Source organism: Nocardioides donggukensis (genome assembly GCF_014842875.1).
GTDB lineage: Bacteria > Actinomycetota > Actinomycetes > Propionibacteriales > Nocardioidaceae > Nocardioides > Nocardioides donggukensis.
The window spans coordinates 182,185-199,258 of sequence record NZ_JACYXZ010000001.1 but is presented as its reverse complement, the minus strand read 5'-3'; the positions used below and the strand labels follow the sequence as shown (position 1 = coordinate 199,258).

15 protein-coding genes are annotated in these 17,074 nt (G+C 73.3%); 9 read left to right on the top strand and 6 right to left on the bottom strand.

Annotated elements, in window-relative coordinates; genetic code table 11:
• The first annotated feature begins 117 nt into the window (after positions 1-117).
• The 6 genes from IE331_RS00910 (at position 118) to IE331_RS00885 (ending at position 7,723) form a co-directional block, all read left to right on the top strand.
• Positions 118-1,044: a methylenetetrahydrofolate reductase gene (locus tag IE331_RS00910; RefSeq protein ID WP_201930854.1), complete on the top strand. Its 927-nt coding sequence runs from the start codon at positions 118-120 to the stop codon at positions 1,042-1,044.
• Between the two features lie 22 nt (positions 1,045-1,066).
• On the top strand, positions 1,067-2,371 hold the full coding sequence (locus IE331_RS00905; protein ID WP_192139606.1) for a glycine cleavage T C-terminal barrel domain-containing protein: 1,305 nt from the start codon (positions 1,067-1,069) through the stop codon (positions 2,369-2,371).
• A gap of 182 nt (positions 2,372-2,553) precedes the next feature.
• Positions 2,554-3,354, top strand: a complete 801-nt coding sequence (locus IE331_RS00900) for an IclR family transcriptional regulator (protein WP_192139604.1) — start codon at positions 2,554-2,556, stop codon at positions 3,352-3,354.
• Positions 3,355-3,453: 99 nt separating this feature from the next.
• Positions 3,454-5,967 (top strand): GcvT family protein, encoded by a 2,514-nt coding sequence (locus IE331_RS00895; RefSeq protein WP_192139602.1) that lies wholly within the window; start codon positions 3,454-3,456, stop codon positions 5,965-5,967.
• Entirely contained in the window at positions 5,964-6,734 is a 771-nt protein-coding gene (locus IE331_RS00890; RefSeq protein ID WP_192139600.1) for an electron transfer flavoprotein subunit beta/FixA family protein, read from the top strand. Before IE331_RS00895 ends, IE331_RS00890 begins: the two co-directional genes overlap by 4 nt.
• The gene (locus tag IE331_RS00885; RefSeq protein WP_192139598.1) at positions 6,731-7,723 is read left to right on the top strand and encodes an electron transfer flavoprotein subunit alpha/FixB family protein; all 993 of its coding nucleotides are present in this window, start codon (positions 6,731-6,733) and stop codon (positions 7,721-7,723) included. The genes IE331_RS00890 and IE331_RS00885 overlap by 4 nt, the downstream gene beginning before the upstream one ends.
• Before the next feature lie 46 nt (positions 7,724-7,769).
• Here the strand turns inward: IE331_RS00885 and IE331_RS00880 are convergent, their stop codons facing one another.
• The 4 genes from IE331_RS00880 to IE331_RS00865 form a co-directional block, all read right to left on the bottom strand.
• Positions 7,770-9,272: a dihydrolipoamide acetyltransferase family protein gene (locus IE331_RS00880; protein ID WP_192139596.1), complete on the bottom strand. Its 1,503-nt coding sequence runs from the start codon at positions 9,270-9,272 to the stop codon at positions 7,770-7,772.
• 30 nt (positions 9,273-9,302) lie between these two features.
• A complete protein-coding gene (locus IE331_RS00875) occupies positions 9,303-10,277 on the bottom strand; it encodes an alpha-ketoacid dehydrogenase subunit beta (RefSeq protein ID WP_192139594.1) in 975 nt (324 codons plus the stop codon).
• The gene (gene pdhA, locus IE331_RS00870; RefSeq protein WP_192139592.1) at positions 10,277-11,446 is read right to left on the bottom strand and encodes a pyruvate dehydrogenase (acetyl-transferring) E1 component subunit alpha; all 1,170 of its coding nucleotides are present in this window, start codon (positions 11,444-11,446) and stop codon (positions 10,277-10,279) included. The genes IE331_RS00875 and pdhA overlap by 1 nt, the downstream gene beginning before the upstream one ends.
• 231 nt (positions 11,447-11,677) lie before the next feature.
• Entirely contained in the window at positions 11,678-12,715 is a 1,038-nt protein-coding gene (locus IE331_RS00865; protein ID WP_192139590.1) for an aromatic acid exporter family protein, read from the bottom strand.
• A gap of 69 nt (positions 12,716-12,784) precedes the next feature.
• Between IE331_RS00865 and IE331_RS00860 the strand changes: the two genes are divergently transcribed.
• From IE331_RS00860 to IE331_RS00850, 3 genes are read left to right on the top strand one after another with little or no spacing between them, the layout of a single operon-like run.
• Positions 12,785-13,264 (top strand): SRPBCC family protein, encoded by a 480-nt coding sequence (locus tag IE331_RS00860; protein ID WP_192139588.1) that lies wholly within the window; start codon positions 12,785-12,787, stop codon positions 13,262-13,264.
• Positions 13,261-13,707 (top strand): MOSC domain-containing protein, encoded by a 447-nt coding sequence (locus IE331_RS00855; protein WP_201930850.1) that lies wholly within the window; start codon positions 13,261-13,263, stop codon positions 13,705-13,707. Before IE331_RS00860 ends, IE331_RS00855 begins: the two co-directional genes overlap by 4 nt.
• 55 nt (positions 13,708-13,762) lie before the next feature.
• Positions 13,763-15,049 carry a bifunctional alpha/beta hydrolase/OsmC family protein gene (locus tag IE331_RS00850; protein ID WP_192139586.1) on the top strand — a complete coding sequence of 429 codons (1,287 nt, stop codon included), beginning with the start codon at positions 13,763-13,765 and terminating at the stop codon, positions 15,047-15,049.
• 9 nt (positions 15,050-15,058) lie between these two features.
• On the opposite strand, the gene IE331_RS00845 is transcribed toward IE331_RS00850, so the two are convergent.
• Positions 15,059-15,994 (bottom strand): cation diffusion facilitator family transporter, encoded by a 936-nt coding sequence (locus IE331_RS00845; RefSeq protein ID WP_192139584.1) that lies wholly within the window; start codon positions 15,992-15,994, stop codon positions 15,059-15,061.
• A 48-nt stretch (positions 15,995-16,042) separates the two neighbouring features.
• Entirely contained in the window at positions 16,043-17,062 is a 1,020-nt protein-coding gene (locus tag IE331_RS00840; protein WP_192139582.1) for a glutathione S-transferase family protein, read from the bottom strand.
• Positions 17,063-17,074: the final 12 nt, after the last annotated feature.

The window sequence follows — 17,074 nt, the reverse complement described above, 5'->3', positions numbered from 1 at the left end:
GCACCCGACCCGGCGCTCCGACATGCCAGAAAATCGATGCCTCGCACCTCTTTCTCGCGAGGGTGGTCGCGTCCTACCCTGACCACGTCGGGTGCGTATAACGAAACTGGTCGTGGCATGCGCAACACTTTGCACCTCCTGAGCCGTCCTGGACGGCCGCGCGAGCGGATGAAGCTGCTCTCGCTGCTCGACCACGCCCGCTACGAGGTGCTCCCGACCGAGGGGATCGAGGAGGCCGTGCTCGCGCACGTACCCACCGAGCGCACCGTGACCGTCACCGCCTCGCCGCGGCGCGGGCTGGGAGCCACGCTCGACCTGACCGAGCGCCTGGCCGGACACGGGTACGACGTGGTGCCCCACCTCGCCGCCCGGATGATCAGCGGCCGGGACGAGCTGGCGGAGATCTGCGACCGGCTCACCTCCCACGGCGTACGCCGCGTGTTCGTCCCCGGCGGCGACGCCGAGGCCGCCGGCGCGTACGCCGACGCGCTGGCCCTTCTCGCCGACCTGAGGACCCTGGGCTCCCCCTTCGCGGAGGTCGGGATCACCGCCTACCCCGAGTCGCACCCCACCATCCACGACGACCTGACCATCCAGGCGATGTGGGACAAGCGGCAGCACGCCACCGAGCTGGTCAGCAACCTGACCTTCGACCCGACGGTGCTGGCGACGTGGCTGGCGCGGGTGCGGGCGCGCGGCGTGACCATGCCGCTGCTGCTCGGCCTGCCCGGTCCGGTCGACCCGGCGCGGCTGCTGGCGGTGGCCACCCGGATCGGGGTCGGGGAGTCGACCCGCTTCCTGCTCAAGCACCGGCGCACGCTCTCGCGGCTGACCACGCCCGGCGGCTTCACCGGCGAGCGCTTCCTCCTCGACTGCGCACCCGCCCTGACCCGCCCCGACGCCGCGGTGGTGGGCCTGCACGTCTTCACGTTCAACCAGGTCGCCGAGACCGAGGCATGGCGGCGTGACCTGGTCGCCCGCCTCGGCCGCACGAGAGGAGCCGCCCCGCCGACCGCCGCCGGTGGTCCCACCGACATGTCCTAGCACTGCCACCCAGGAGAGCACCATGCACGACAACGCCCCCTCCGTCGACCAGTCCGGCCGACTCGTCCCCATCAACCTGCGCCAGTCCGGACCGACACCGGTGGAGATGCTCATCGACACCCGGGTCCGCAAGTCGCCGTACTGGCACCTCTCGCACGAAGCCGGCTGCTGGCGGGCCTCGGTCTACAACCGGATGTACCACCCGCGCGGCTACGTCCGTCCCGAGGACGGCGGCGCCATGGTCGAGTACGACGCGCTGGTCAACCACGTGACGATGTGGAACGTCGCCGTCGAGCGGCAGATCCGGGTGCTCGGCCCCGACGCGGCCGACTTCGTCAACTTCGTCATCACCCGCGACGCCACCAAGATCCCGCCGATGCGGGCCCGCTACGTCATCCTCTGCAACGAGGCCGGCGGCATCCTCAACGACCCGGTGCTGCTGCGGATCTCGGAGGAGGAGTACTGGTTCAGCCTCTCCGACTCCGACCTGATGTTCTGGCTCCAGGGCATCAACGTCGGGCACCGCTTCGACGTCGAGATCGCCGAGATCGACGTCGCCCCCGTGCAGATCCAGGGTCCGAAGTCGGTGGACCTCATGACCGACCTGTTCGGGCCCGAGGTGGCCGAGCTGCCGCCGTACGGCCTGCTCGCCGGCGAGGTTGCCGGCTGCCAGGTGATCGTCTCGCAGACCGGCTTCTCCGGCGAGAAGGGCTACGAGATCTACCTGCGCGACGCCACCCTGCACGCCGAGGTGATGTGGAACGCGGTCCTCGAAGCCGGGCGACCGCACGACCTGGCGGTCATCGCGCCCGCCCACCACCGCCGGATCGCCGCGGGGATCCTCTCGTGGGGCCAGGACATGGACGCCGAGACGCTGCCGTTCCAGGTGAACCTCGGCTACCAGGTGCCGCGCACCAAGGAGGCCGACTACGTCGGCAAGGCGGCGCTCGAGGCGGCCCGCGCCGCGCTCGAGGCGGGCGACCCGCCCTGGACGCACACGCTGGTCGGACTGCGTCTCGAGGGCCGGCCGATCGACGACTACGCGCCGGACTTCTGGCTGGTCAGCGCCGAGCACGGGGCCGACCCGCTCGGCTACGTCACCTCGCCGTGGTACTCCCCCGAGCTCGGCACGAACATCGCGATGGCCCACGTCCCGATCGGGCTGTCCGCGCTCGGGACCACGCTGTGGGTGCACCTCCCGGACAAGTACGCCGACTCGCCCGGCGTCCCGGTCCCGGCCGAGGTGGTGTCGATGCCGTTCCGTCCGTCGGTCAACCCCAACCAGCGCGAGATCCTGCACTCCCGCGGGCTCGACGCCGCCGTCTGACGCGCTCCGTGTGGGAAGGTCCCGGACGTTCGGCCCCTGGATCGCAGGTCTCAGGGGTGTCGAACGTCCGGGACCATCCGCCAGGCCTGTCCGTCGAGCGGCCAGGCGTGGCGAGGCGAGTTGTTGCGTCCTGTGGAGTACGAATGTGCGATACGCAACGGAAGATGGGCTAGCGTCGGGGTATGGCGAGCGCGGAGATCGAGACCCCGACCGGCCCGGGCAACGGGATCGTCCAGTCGGTCGACCGGGCGATCCGGATCCTGGAGATCCTGGCCGCGGCCGGCGAGGCCGGCGTGACCGAGATCGCCGGCGAGCTCGGCGTGCACAAGAGTACGGCGTTCCGGCTGGTCGGCACGCTCGAGGCACGCGGACTGGTCGAGCAGTCCGAGGACCGCGGCAAGTACCGGCCCGGGCTGGGGCTGGTCCGGCTGGCCGGCGCCACCTCGGCCCGGCTCGACCTGGTGCAGGAGGCTCGGCCGGTCTGCAAGGAGCTGGCCGCGGCGACCGGCGAGACCGTCAACGTCGCGGTGCTGGCCGAGGGCTCCGCGCTCTACCTCGACCAGATCGCCGGCTCCTCGGCCCTGCAGCCCAACAACTGGGTCGGCCAGCGGATCCCGCTGCACGCCACCAGCAACGGCAAGGTGCTGCTCTCCGGGCTGGACGCCCGGTCGCTGCGGCCGCTGCTGGCCCGGCTGACGGCGTACACCGAGGCGACGGTGACCGATCCCGCCACCCTCCGCCGCCAGCTCGAGGAGACCCGCGAGCGCGGCTACGCCATGGCCGTCGACGAGCTCGAGGAGGGGCTGACCGCGGTCGCCGCCCCGATCCGGGACGCCCACGGCGAGGTGGTCGCGGCCCTCAGCGTCAGCGGCTCGACGTTCCGCCTCGACGAGGCGGGGATCGGCGAGGTGCTGCCGCGGCTCCAGGCGGCCGCGGAGGAGATCACCCGGCGGCTCGGGTGGGGCGACGGCCCGGCCGGCTAGTCCCACGGCCGCGACCCTTGACAGCCACCGGTCCGCCGGTGAGGCTTGATTCGTCTCGCATCGCGCGTTCCGTTGCGAGTGACGCAACCGGGAGGTTCCATGGCCACCGTTCCCAGCACCGCCCGTGCCGTGGTGATCGGCGCCGGCATCGTCGGCAACAGCCTCGTGCACCACCTGGCCCGCCTCGGCTGGCGCGACATCGTCCAGCTGGACAAGGGGGCCCTGCCGAACCCGGGCGGCTCGACCGGCCACGCCTCCAACTTCATCTTCCCCGTCGACCACTCCCGCGAGATCACCGACCTGACCCTCGACTCGGTCCGGCAGTACCAGGAGCTCGGCGTCTTCACCCGGTCCGGCGGCTTCGAGATCGCCCGGACCGAGGCCCGCATGGAGGAGCTGCGCCGGCGGATGTCCAGCGCCCGGGCCTGGGGCATCGAGAGCGAGCTGGTCACCCCGGAGCAGGTCCGTGAGCGGGTGCCGTTCCTGGAGACCGGCGACCTGCTGGGGGCGTTCTGGACGCCGTCGGTGGGCGTCGTGGACTCGCTGCGCGCCGGCACCCTGATGCGGGAGGCCGCCCAGGAGCTCGGCGCCGTGACCGTGGTGCCGACCGTCGAGGTCACCGGCCTCGACGTGCACCGGGGCGCGATCCGAGGGGTCCGCACCACCGGCGGCGACATCGCCACCGACGTGGTCGTCGTCGCCTGCGGCGTGTGGAGCCCGCGGATCGCGGCGATGGCGGGGGCCGCGATCCCACTCACCCCCGCAGTGCACCAGATGATCAGCGTCGGCCCGATCCCCCAGCTGGCCGGCACCGAGGGCGAGATCTCGTTCCCGATCATCCGGGACATGGACACCTTCTGCTACGAGCGCCAGCACGGCGCCGACATGGAGGTCGGCTCCTACGCCCACCGCGCGATCCTGCACGACCCCGACGAGATCCCCTCGATCGAGCAGGCCCGGCTCAGCCCCACCGAGATGCCCTTCACCCCCGACGACTTCGACCCCCAGCTCGAGCAGGCCCTGGACCTGATGCCGGACGCGCTGGGTGCCGACGGCGCCGAGATGCGCTACGCGATCAACGGCCTGCTCTCGCTCACCCCGGACGGCGCCCCGGTCCTGGGCGAGACCCCCGAGGTGAGCGGGCTCTGGTCGGCGGCGGCGGTCTGGATCAAGGAGGGGCCGGGTGTCGGCCGCGCGCTGGCCGAGTGGATGACCCACGGCCACCCGGAGATCGACCTGCACCACAGCGACGTGGCCCGCTTCCACCCCCACCAGCGCACCCGCGAGCACGTCCGGGCCCGCACCTCGGAGGCCTTCAACAAGACCTACGGCATCGTCCACCCCGGCGAGCAGTGGGCCTCCGACCGCGGCAAGCGGCTGGCACCCATGCACACCGACCAGGTCGCCCGCGGCGCGGTCTTCTTCGAGGTCGCCGGCTGGGAGCGGCCCCAGTGGTACGCCGCCAACGAGGCCCTGCTCGGCGACTACGGCGACGCGGTCCTGCCGCGCGAGCACGAGTGGGACAGCCGCTGGTGGAGCCCGATCATCAACGCCGAGCACCTCGCGATGCGCGAGCGGGCCGGCATCGTCGACCTCTCGGCGTTCGTGATCTTCGACGTGGTCGGCCCGGAGGCCTGCCAGGCGGTGCAGTCGATCGTGGTGGCCCAGGTCGACGTCGCCGACGGGCGGGTCGTCTACACCCCCGTCCTGGACGGGCGCGGCGGCTTCCGGGCGGACCTCACCGTGATGCGCCTGGGCCACGACCGGTTCCGCGTCGTCACCGGTGGCGCCCACGGCATGGCGGACCGGACCTGGTTCGCCCGGCACGTCTCCGGGTGGGCGGCGACGGTGGTCGACCTCACCTCGTCGTACACCACGATCGGGCTGTGGGGGCCGCGGGCCCGCGACGTGCTGGGCGAGCTGACCACCGCCGACATCAGCCACGAGGGCTTCGGCTTCCTCACCTGTCGTGACATCTCGATCGGAAGCCTGTCCGTGCTCGCCTCCCGGATCTCCTACGTCGGCGAGCTCGGCTGGGAGCTCTACCTGCCGATGGAGCAGGGCGCCCGGCTCTGGAGCCTGCTGCACGAGGCCGGGGACGGCTACGGGGCGGTGCCGGTCGGCATCGGCGTCTACGGCGGCACCGGCCGGCTGGAGAAGGGCTACCGCGCCTTCGGCGCCGAGCTGGACGCCGAGCGGACCATCGTCGAGGCCGGCATGCAGCGGCCCAAGGTGAAGTCGGCCGACTTCGTCGGCAAGGACGCCTACCTCAAGCAGCGCACCGAGCCGCCGGCCGCGGTGCTGTGCACGATGGCGGTCGACGACCACACCTCCGCCTCCGGGCAGCGGCGCTTCATGCTCGGCGGCGAGCCGATCCTGACCCGCGACGGCGGCGAGCTGACCGACGGGCACGGCCTCCACCCCTACGTCACCTCCGCCGGCTCCGCGCCGAGCCTCGGGCGGCACCTGCTGATGGCCTACCTGCCCCCCGACCTCGCGGCCGTGGGCACCGAGCTCGCGGTCTCCTACATGGAGGAGCGGTACCCGGTCACCGTGATCAGCCCGGACGCCACCCCGGCCTTCGACCCCGGCAACGAGAGGCTGCGGTCGTGACCCGGGTGCTGGTCTGCGTGAAGCGGGTCCCGGACTCCTCGGGCGAGGTGGTGCTCACCGACGACGGGCAGGCCGTGGACGGCCGGTACGCCGGGTTCACGATCAGCGACCACGAGAACTGCGCGGTCGAGCTCGGGATCCGGCTCGCCGACGCCACCGGAGGCTCGGTCACGGTGCTCACCGTGGGTCCGGCCGAGGCGGTCGACCAGCTCCGTGCCGCGCTGGCCCTCGGCGCCGGTGCCGCCGTCCACGTGCAGGCGGACCCGGCCCGGCTCGGGCCCGACGACGTGGCCCACGAGATCGCCGCCGTGGTGCGCGACCACCGGGCGGCCGGGGCGGCGTACGACCTGGTGCTGCTCGGCAACGACGCCTCGGACAGCGGGGACTTCCAGGTGCCGGTGCGGCTCGGCTACCGGCTCGGGCTGCCGATCGTCACGGGCGCCTCGACCGCCGAGGTGACCGGCGACCGGGTGATCGCCGAGGCGGACGGGCCCGAGGGCCGGGAGACCTACTCGGTGCCGCTGCCCGCGGTGGTCTCGGTGCTCGAGGGCGGCGTCGAGCCGCGGTACCCCACCATGCGGGGCCGGATGGCGGCCCGCAAGATCGAGGTCGAGACCCGGCAGCCGACCCGCGAGCCGGTCGGGCCGAGCCGGGTGCGGCTGCTGCTGCCGCCTCCCGCGCCGGCGACGGCCGAGGTGCTCGGGGAGGGCCCGGAGGCGGCGCCGGCCGTGGTCGACCTGTTCGAGCGGCTGGGGGTCGGCCGATGATCCTGGTCCTCGTGGAGACCGCCGACGGGGCGGCCGCCGAGGTCAGCCTGGAGACCCTGGCCCTGGCCCGCGCGCTGGCCGCCGAGGGCGGCGGGGTCCCGGTGCAGGCGGTCGTCGTCGGCGAGGTGCCCGACCCGGCCGCGCTCGCGGAGGAGCTCGGCGAGCACGGGGTGGCCGAGGTGCACCAGGCCACGGGGGACGGCGTCGCCGCGTTCGGCGGCGCCGCCTGGGCGGCAGCCGTCCAAGAAGCCCGCGAGGCCACCGGCTCGGTCGTGGTGACCGCCGCCGGAAGCGTCCGCGGCAACGAGGTGCTGGCCCACCTCGCCGCCCGGCTCCAGGTGCCGATGGCGGCCAACGTGACCGCGTTCTCCGGGCTCGCGCCGTTCGTGGTCACCCGGCAGGTGGTCGGCGGGGCCGCGCTCGAGGAGATGCGACTGGACCAGCGGCCGGCGGTGTTCACCGTCGCCGGTCACGCGTGGCAGGCGGCCGTCGCCCCGACCGGGCCGGCCACCTGGCACACCTTCGCCCCCGACGTGGCCCCCGCGGACCTGGTCGCGAGCGTCGTGTCCGTGGCGGAGAAGGAGCCCGACACCTCCGACTCGCTCCGGTCGGCACGGGTGGTGGTCGGCGCGGGTCGCGGGGCCGGCGGGCCGGACGGGTTCGCCCCGGTCGCCGAGCTCGCCGAGCTGCTCGGCGGGGCGGTCGGGGTCTCCCGCGTCGTCACCAGCCTGGGCTGGCGGCCCCACCACGAGCAGGTCGGCCAGACCGGTAGCCGGATCACGCCGGACCTCTACGTGCCCTGCGGCATCAGCGGCGCGATCCAGCACTGGGCCGGCTGCGCGAGCTCGAAGACGATCCTGGCGATCAACACCGACCCGGACGCGCCGATGATGACCAAGGCGACCTACGCCGTCGTCGGCGACATGCACGAGGTGGTGCCGGCCATCGTGGCCGAGCTCCGCCGCCGGCGTACCGGGGTCGAGTGCTGAGGCGGTCGCCGGAGCAACGACCTGAGCACTCGACCCGCGGGGAACGCTAGAACAGCAGCGCGGAGGCCGGGTCCTCCAGGATGCCGGCGACGTCGGCGAGGAACCGGGAGCCCTTCTCGCCGTCGATGTGCCGGTGGTCGAAGGACAGCGCCAGCGTGGTGATCTGCCGGACGGCCAGCGAGTCCTGCCCGTCGGCGTCGGTGACCACCCACGGCTGCTTGCGGACCGCGCCGAAGCAGAGGATCGCCGACTCGCCCGGGTTGATGATCGGCGTCCCCGCATCGACGCCGAAGACCCCGACGTTCGTGATCGTGAACGTGCCGCCGCTCATCTCCGCCGGCTGGGTGCGGCCCTCCCGCGCGGTGGCCGTGAGCTGGCCGAGCTCGGCCGCCAGGTCCACCAGCGAGAGGTCCTGGGCGTCCTTGACGTTGGGCACGACGAGGCCGCGCGGGGTGGCCGCCGCGATCCCGAGGTTCACGTAGGACTTGTAGACGACCTCCTGGGCGGCCTCGTCCCAGAAGGAGTTGATCTCCGGCGTCCGACGCATCGCGAGCAGCACCGCGCGGGAGAGCACCAGCAGCGGCGAGACCTTGACGTCGCGGAGCTCGCGGCGCGCCTTGAGCCGCTCGACCAGCTCCATCGTCGCCGTGACGTCGACGGTGACCCACTCGGTGACGTGCGGGGCGGTGAACGCGGAGTCGCGCATGGCCTGCGCCATCATCTTGCGCACGCCCTTCACCGGCTCGCGGCGCTCGCGCTCACCCGACCGGCCCGAGGTGTCGGGTCGAGCGGCGGAGGCCGGGGCCGACCCGCCGGAGGCCGCGGCCTCGACGTCGGCGCGGGTGACGGTGCCGTGCGGCCCCGTGGGCGTGAGCAGGGCGAGGTCGACGCCGAGGTCCTTGGCCAGCTTGCGGACCGGGGGCTTGGCCAGCGCCCGCGCCTCGTCCGGGGTCCGGGCCCGGTCCGGCACCAGCGCCGGGGCGCTCGGGCCGGGCTCGGCCGGCGCCTCGGACCTGGCGGGGACAGCCGGCTCGTCCGCCTCAACGACCGCCTGGCTCTGGGCACCGCCGGGCGCGAACGCGCCCTGGACCTGCATCTGGGTGGCGGCGGCCGCCTCGGTCGACGGCGAGGCCGTGCCCTTGCGGGGCCGGCGGCGGGCCGTCACCTCGCGGGGGCCGTAGCCGACCAGCGTGGCGTTCTCCCCCGCGGCCGGTGGGACGTTGGTGTCGATGACGACGTGCTCGTCGCTCGCCGGCTCCTCGGCACCGGCCGACCCGCCGGACTCCGGGGCCGGCTCCTCCGCGGGCTCCTCGCCCTCGGCGCCGACCCGGATGATCGGGGTGCCGACCGGGATCGTCTCCCCCTCCGGCACCAGCAGGGCCTGGACCGTGCCGGCGTACGGCGACGGCAGCTCGACCAGCGACTTGGCGGTCTCGATCTCCACGACGATGTCGTTGATCTCGATGACGTCGCCGACCTTGACCTTCCACGAGACGATCTCCGCCTCGGTGAGGCCCTCGCCGACGTCGGGCAGCTTGTACTCAGCCATGGATCAGCACTCTCTCCTGGTCGGAACGCGTCAGAACGCGAGGGAACGGTCGACGGCGTCGAGCACCCGGTCGAGGTCGGGCAACCACTCCTCCTCCACCCGCGACGGCGGGTAGGGGGTGTCGAAGCCACCGACGCGCAGCACCGGGGCCTCGAGGGAGTAGAAGCACTGCTCGGTGATCCGGGCGGCCACCTCCGAGCCCATGCCGAGGTTGACGTGCGCCTCGTGCGTGATCACCGCGCGACCGGTGCGGCGCACCGAGTCCAGCACCGGCCCCATGTCGAGCGGGGACAGCGTGCGCAGGTCGATCACCTCGATCGACCGGCCCTCGGTGGCGGCCGCCTCGGCGGCCTTGAGGCTGGTCTTCACCATCGGCCCGTAGGCGATCAGCGTGAGGTCGGTGCCCTGGCGGATGACCCGGGACGCGTGCAGCGGATCGGGGGTGGCGTCCTCGTCGAGCTCGGCCTTGTCGGCGTGGTACTGCCGCTTCGGCTCGAGGAAGATCACCGGGTCGTCGGAGGCGATGGCCTGCTGGATCATCCAGTAGCCGTCGACGGGGTTGGAGCAGGAGACCACCTTGAGCCCCGGGGTGTGCGCGAACTGCGCCTCGGGGGACTCCGAGTGGTGCTCGACCGCGCCGATGCCGCCGCCGTAGGGGATCCGGATCACGATCGGCATCGGGACCCGGCCCTGGCTGCGGTAGTTGATCTTCGCGACCTGGCAGACGATCTGGTCGTAGGCCGGGTAGACGAAGCCGTCGAACTGAATCTCCACCACCGGCCGGTAGCCGCGCATCGCCATGCCGACGGCGGTGCCGACGATCCCGGACTCCGCGAGCGGGCTGTCGATGACCCGGTCCTCGCCGAAGTCCTTCTGCAGCCCGTCGGTGATCCGGAAGACGCCACCGAGCTTGCCGACGTCCTCACCCATCATGAGGACCTTCGGGTTGTCCTCCATGGCCTTGCGCAGGCCCATGTTGAGGCCCTTCGCGAGCGTGATCTTCATCAGTGACCCTCCCCCTCGAACGACGCGAGGTAGTCGGCGTAGCCGTCACGCTGGGCGGCCAGCTCCTCGGTCATCTCGGCGTACACGTGCTCGAAGCCCTGCAGCGGCGTCGGGTCCGGCAGCGCCTTGCAGCCCTCCCGCAGGTGGGCGCCGAGCTCGGCCGCCTCCTGCTGGACCCCGGCGAAGAAGTCGTCGTCGGCCAGGCCGTTGCGCTTGAGGTAGACCTCGACCCGCGCGATCGGGTCCTTGAGCTTCCAGTGCTCGACGTCGTCGGAGAGCCGGTAGCGGGTCGGGTCGTCGGTCGTGGTGTGCGCGCCCATCCGGTAGGTGTAGGCCTCGACGAAGGTCGGCCCCTGCCCGTCCCGGGCCCGGTCCAGCGCGGCCTTCGTGACGGCGTACGTCGCCAGGACGTCGTTGCCGTCGACCCGGAGACCGGGGAAGCCGAAGCCCAGGGCCCGCTGGTAGAGCGGGATCCGGGTCTGGCGCTCGATCGGCTCGGAGATCGCCCACTGGTTGTTCTGGCAGAAGAAGACGACCGGCGCGTTGTAGGAGGCGGCGAAGATGAACGCCTCGTTGACGTCGCCCTGCGAGGAGGCCCCGTCACCGAAGTGCGCGATCACGGCCGAGTCGCGCTCGGGGTCGCCGGTGCCGACCGCCCCGTCGCGCTGCATGCCCATGGCGTAGCCGGTCGCGTGCAGGGTCTGGGCCCCGATCACGATCGTGTAGAGGCCGAAGTTGTTGTCGTTGGGGTCCCAGCCGCCCTGGTCGACGCCGCGGAACAGGCCGAGCAGGTTCAGCGGGTCGACGCCCTTGCACCAGGCGACGCCGTGCTCGCGGTAGGTCGGGAAGGCGAAGTCCTGGGTGCGCATGGCACGGCCGGCGCCGATCTGTGCGGCCTCCTGGCCGAGCAGCTGCGCCCAGATGCCGAGCTCGCCGTGCCGCTGGAGCGCGGTCGCCTCGGTGTCGATGCGCCGGGTGAGGACCATGTCGCGGTAGAAGCCGCGGACCGCCTCGTCGTCGAGGTCGAAGGAGAACTCCGGGTGCTCGACGCGCTCCCCCTCGGGGGTCAGCAGCTGGACAAGCTCGGGGCCGCCGGAATCGTGGCGGACCTGGTGTGACGGACCGAAGACCTCTGCGAGGTCCGGTCCGAACTCGGCCTGGTGGGTCACCTGCACTCCTTCTCGTCGCCGGGCCACGGGGTCACCGGTGCCGGGGTGGGATCCCGCGGCGACGACGAAGGGGTGGTACGCCGGGTCCCGCGGGTCGAGCGCGGCGTCTGGCCCGTCCTGTGACGGGGGACACACTGCCGCAGAGACCAAGTTACCCGCCCGGCCGGGGAGGCCGCCAATCGCAGCCCGGATACCCCGGTCCCCCGGCCGCCGTCGCGGCGCCGGTCCGGGTCAGCCGTGCCGCTCGGGCAGGGCCGGGCCGCGGTTCGCGAGCGCCTCCAGGGCCCGGCCGGCGGCCGTCACGATGCCACCGGCGGTCACCAGGTCGTCGCCGGTGGCCTCCCGGACCTCCCGCATCGCCACCACCAGCTGCTCGACCTCGTGGTAGGCCTGTCGCAGGGCCGCCGGGCGCTCCGGTCCGACCGCCCCGAGCGCCGTGGCCAGCGCCCCGAGCGCGCGGGCCGCCGGCGGCCGCAGGGGCGGCCCGAGCGCCACCAGGTCCCGGTCGGCGTGCTCCTGGTCGCGGACCAGGTCGCTGAGGTCGTCCACGAGCAGCGCGACCCGCTCCATGGCCCGGACCCGCTCGTAGCGGGCCCCGGCGGTGACCTGCCAGCGACGGGCCCGCCAGTTCAGCCGGCGCGCCTCGGCCGAGGAGGTGGCCAGCAGCCGCAGCCGGTCGATGACCTCGTCGAGCTCCCCGACCTGCTGCCGCCACTCCTCCCGGGACGGCGGCAGGTCGCTCCCCAGGGCCTGCGCGACCCGCTCCAGGTGACGCGACAGGTCGGCCCGCGCGTGGGCCAGCGCCTGGTCCTCGGTGCGGGCCGGCAGGGGCGGCCAGCCCATGCTGACCACGGTGCCGACGAGGGCGCCGAGCCCGGTCAGGCCGACGTACGCCGCGGCGTACTCCCAGGGATCGGTGCCCCCGATGACCAGCACGAACACCGCGGTCACCGGGGTCCAGCTCGCGGCCGCGCCGAGCCGCTCCCCCACCGGGGACACCGCGATCGCCGTGCCCAGCGCGACCACGAGCACCAGCCCGGGCAGCTGCGGCAGCGGCGCGACCGCCGCCGCCAGCGCCACGCCCGGGGCCATCGCCAGCACGGTGCGGACCGACTCCCGCATCGAGCCCGCCACCGTCGAGGTGACGGCGATGACCGCACCCAGGGGCGCGTAGTAGCGGTAGTCGTCGATCATTCCGCCGAAGGGCTGCACCGCCACCCACGCGAGCGTGGCCGCCACCGTCGCCCGGATGATCCGTCCGAAGTCCATGGCTCATGGTGCCCCCGCCTCGCCGGGGCAACCGCCCCGACCCGGGTACCCGCGGGTAACGTCGGGGGCATGACCGACCACACCGTCTCCTCCCGCGCCGCGATCGCGGCCCCGCCCGAGGTCGTCTTCGCGATCCTCGCCGACCCCCGCCAGCACGCCCGGATCGACGGCTCGGGGTCGGTGCAGGAGATTGTCTCCGGACCCGACCGGCTCGAGCGGGGTGCGGAGTTCGGCGTGGACATGAAGATGTTCGGGATGCCCTACAAGATCCGCAACCGGGTCGTGGAGTTCGAGGAGGGTCGGCTCATCGCGTGGCGGCACTTCGGCGGCCACCGCTGGCGCTACCAGCTCGAGCCGACCGACGACGGCGGCACCCAGGTCACCGAGACCTTCGACTACAGCAGGTACAACCGCTTCTGGCGGCTGGGCATCACGCTGGCCGGCTTCCCCGAGCGCAACCGGCGCGGCATCGAGCAGACCCTGGTCCGACTGGCGCGCGCCGCCGAGGAGGACGCCGGGCAGGGCACCGGTCCGGCGCCCCAGGTGTGACCGGGCCGACCGTCACGCACCTGCACGTCGCCAAGGGGCGACGGCTCCCCATGCGGTCCGTCGGCTCCGTGGAGGCCGAGGAGGGTCGTGGCCTCGTGGGCGACCGCTACCACGGCAGCCGGCACCGGCACGTGACCGTGCAGAGCGGCACCGCCCTCGCGGAGGCGGCCGAGCGGCTGGGCCGACCGGTGCCGCCCGAGGGCACCCGCCGCAACGTGACGCTCTCCCACGGCGAGGTCCCCACGGCACCCGGCTCGCTGATCCGGATCGGCCCGGTGCTGCTCGAGGTGGTCCGGGTGGCGGCGCCCTGCCGGCTGCTGGACGACGAGCTCGGTCCCGGCGCCCAGGAAGCCCTGCGCCGTCGCGCGGGTTCCGTCTGCCGGGTGCTGGGCTCTGGCACGATCACGGTCGGGGATCCGATCACGGTCCAGGCACCCCCGTAGGACCCGGCCCCGGCCGGACCCGCACACACGAGACCGACACCGACCGGAGGCACGCATGCGCACCGAACGACTGGAGTTCCCCGGCTCGGCCGGCACCCTGACCGGTCGGCTCGAGCTCCCGGACGAGACGCCCCGCGCCCATGCGCTGTTCGCGCACTGCTTCACCTGCAGCAAGGACTCCGCCGCCGCGTCGCGGATCTCCCGCGCGCTCACCGGTCACGGGATCGCCGTCCTCCGCTTCGACTTCACCGGCCTGGGCGGCTCCGACGGCGACTTCGCCAACACCGACTTCACCTCCAACGTCGCCGACCTCGTGCAGGCCGCGGCGTACCTCCGCGAGCACCACGAGGCACCCACCGTGCTGGTCGGGCACTCGCTGGGCGGGGCCGCCGTCCTCGCGGCATCGGGCCGGATCCCCGAGACCCGGGCGGTGGTGACGGTCGGCGCGCCGGCCTCGACCGAGCACCTGACCAACCTCTTCACCGAGTCGCTGGCGGCGATCCGCGAGCACGGCGAGGGCGAGGTGTGCCTGGCCGAGCGCACCTTCCGGATCCGACGCGAGTTCCTCGACGACATCGCCGCGCAGCCGCAGGACCGGCGGATCGCCGAGCTCGGGGTGCCGCTGCTGGTCATGCACTCCCCGATCGATGAGACCGTGGGCGTCGACAACGCCCGCCAGATCTACGAGCTGGCCAGGCACCCCAAGTCGTTCGTGGCGCTCGACGGCGCCGACCACCTGCTGAGCGTCCCCCGCGACGCCCGGTTCGCGGCCGGGGTGCTGGCGGCGTGGGCGGACCGGTACCTGCCGGAGGCCGAGGAGCGGCCGTCCGCGGAGCCGGCCGGGGTCCGGGCGCGCGACGAGGCGAGCGATGACGCGGGTGACGGGGAGGGTGACGGGGAGGGCGAGGCCCCCGTGCTCACCGTCACCGAGAACGCCGACGACCCGTTCGGCCAGGACATCACCGTCCGCGGCCACCGACTCACCGCCGACGAGCCGGTCCCGCTCGGGCAGGACACCGGCCCCTCGCCGTACGACCTGGTGCTGGCGGGGCTGGGCGCCTGCACGTCGATGACGCTGCGGATGTACGCCCAGCGCAAGGAGCTGCCGCTGGAGCGGGTCTCGGTGCGGCTCACGCACTCACGGATCCACGCCCGCGATTGCGAGGAGTGCGAGTCCAGCACCGGCCACCTCGACCGCATCGACCGTGAGATCGAGCTCGTCGGCGACCTCGACGACGACCAGCGGACCCGGCTGCTCGAGATCGCCGACCGCTGCCCGGTGCACCGCACTCTGCACCGCGAGGTGAGCGTCCGGACCCGGCTGGCCGACGCCGGGGAGTGAGCGCGCCCGCTACTCGCAGCCGGCCTCACCGAGGTCCTCGTGCCGGCGGTGGCTGACCGGCTCCACCTGGAAGGTGGCGTGCCGGACGCCGAAGTGGCCGGCCACGCAGACCGACAGCTCGTCGAGCAGCACTCCCACCCCCCGGGCCGCCAGCGCCTCGTCGGTCACGGTCACGTGCGCGGACAGGCTCGGGATCCCGCTCGTGATCGTCCACGCGTGCAGGTCGTGCACCTCGGTCACCCCGTCCACGCCGGCCAGGTGCCGCTCCACCTCCGCCAGGTCCAGGCCGCGGGGCGTCGACTCCATGAGCACGGAGACCGACTCGCGGAGCAGTGAGAAGGACCGGGGCAGGATCAGCCCGGCGATCAGCAGCGAGGCGATCGCGTCCGCCCGGTGGAAGCCGGTGAGCACGATGACCACCCCGGCCGCCACGGCCAGCACCGAGCCCACCAGGTCGCTGGCCACCTCCAGCCAGGCGCCGCGCATGTTCAGCGAGCCGGAGTCGGAGCGCTGCAGCACCAGCAGCGAGACCGCGTTGGCGAGCAGGCCGACCGCGGCGAACGCGATCATCGGTCCCGCCTCCACCTCCGACGGCGTGATCAGTCGCCGCACGCCGACGTACCCCAGGAAGGTGCAGACCCCGAGGAGCACCACGGCGTTGACCAGCGCGGCGAGGATCTCGGCCCGGTGCAGCCCGAAGGTGCGACGCGGGGTGGCGGGTCGGGTGGCGACGTACGCCGCGGAGAGGGCGATCACGACGCCGGTCGCGTCCGTGGCCATGTGGCCGGCGTCGGCGAGCAGGGCCAGGGAGCCGGTCAGCAGGGCTCCGACCAGCTCGACCACGAGGACCGTGACCGTGATCAGCAGGACCAGGCGCAACCGCCCGCGGTCCGCCGCCCGGCCGGCGGCATGGCCGTGGCCGGCCCCGGCGCCCGTGCTGCCCATGGGCCCAACCCTAGGAGCCGGTGCTCACCAGGCCACCCGCTGGGCCGCTCACCAGGCCTCGATCGGCGTCCCGCCCAGGGCCTCCCGGCCGTGCGGGGAGTCCCACCAGTCCGGCTCCGGGCCGCGCGGGACGATCCCGGTGGGGTTCACGTCGCTGTGCACCACGTAGTAGTGGGCCTTGATCTGCTCGAAGTCGATGGTCTCGCCGAACCCCGGCGTCTGGAACAGGTCGCGGGCGTAGCCCCACAGCGCCGGCATCTCGGTGAGCCGCTGCCGGTTGCACTTGAAGTGCCCGTGGTAGACGGCGTCGAAGCGCACCAGCGTCGTGAACAGCCGGATGTCGGCCTCGGTGATCACGTCGCCCATGAGGTAGCGCCGGTCGGTGAGCCGCTCCTCGAGCCAGTCCAGGGCGGCCCAGAGCCGGTCGAACGCGGCGTCGTAGGACGCCTGCGACCCGGCGAACCCGCAGCGGTAGACACCGTTGTTGACCTCGGTGAAGACCCGCTGCATGACCTCCTCCATCTCCTCGCGGACGTCCTCCGGCCAGAGGTCCGGGGCCCCGGGACGGTGGTGGTCGCGCCACTCGAAGAACAGGTCGTGGGTGATCGAGGGGAAGTCGTTGGTGACCACCTTGCCGCTCTCGACCTCGACCAGCGCGGGCACGGTGATCCCACGCGGGTAGTCCGGGTCCCGCTCGAAGTAGGCCTCCTGGAGCCGCTCGATGCCGAGCACCGGGTCCCGGTCGCCCTCGTCGAGGTCGAAGGTCCAGCTCCGGTCGTCGTGGACCGGGCCGGGAGTCCCGAGCGAGAGCACGTCCTCGAGTCCCAGCAGGCGGCGGACGATGATCGACCGGTTCGCCCACGGGCAGGCCTGGGCGGCGACCAGCCGGTACCGGCCCGGCTCGATTGGCCAGGTGGCCACCTCCAGGGCGCCGTCCCGCGCCGCGGGGTCGTGCGGGTCACGGGAGCGGCCGGGCTCCGCGGTGATCCGGTCCGGGATGTAGTTCATGTCCCGGTCGAACTCCTCGCCGGGCTCGACGTACGTCGGGGTGCCGCTGTCCTTGCTCATTGCTCGAACCTA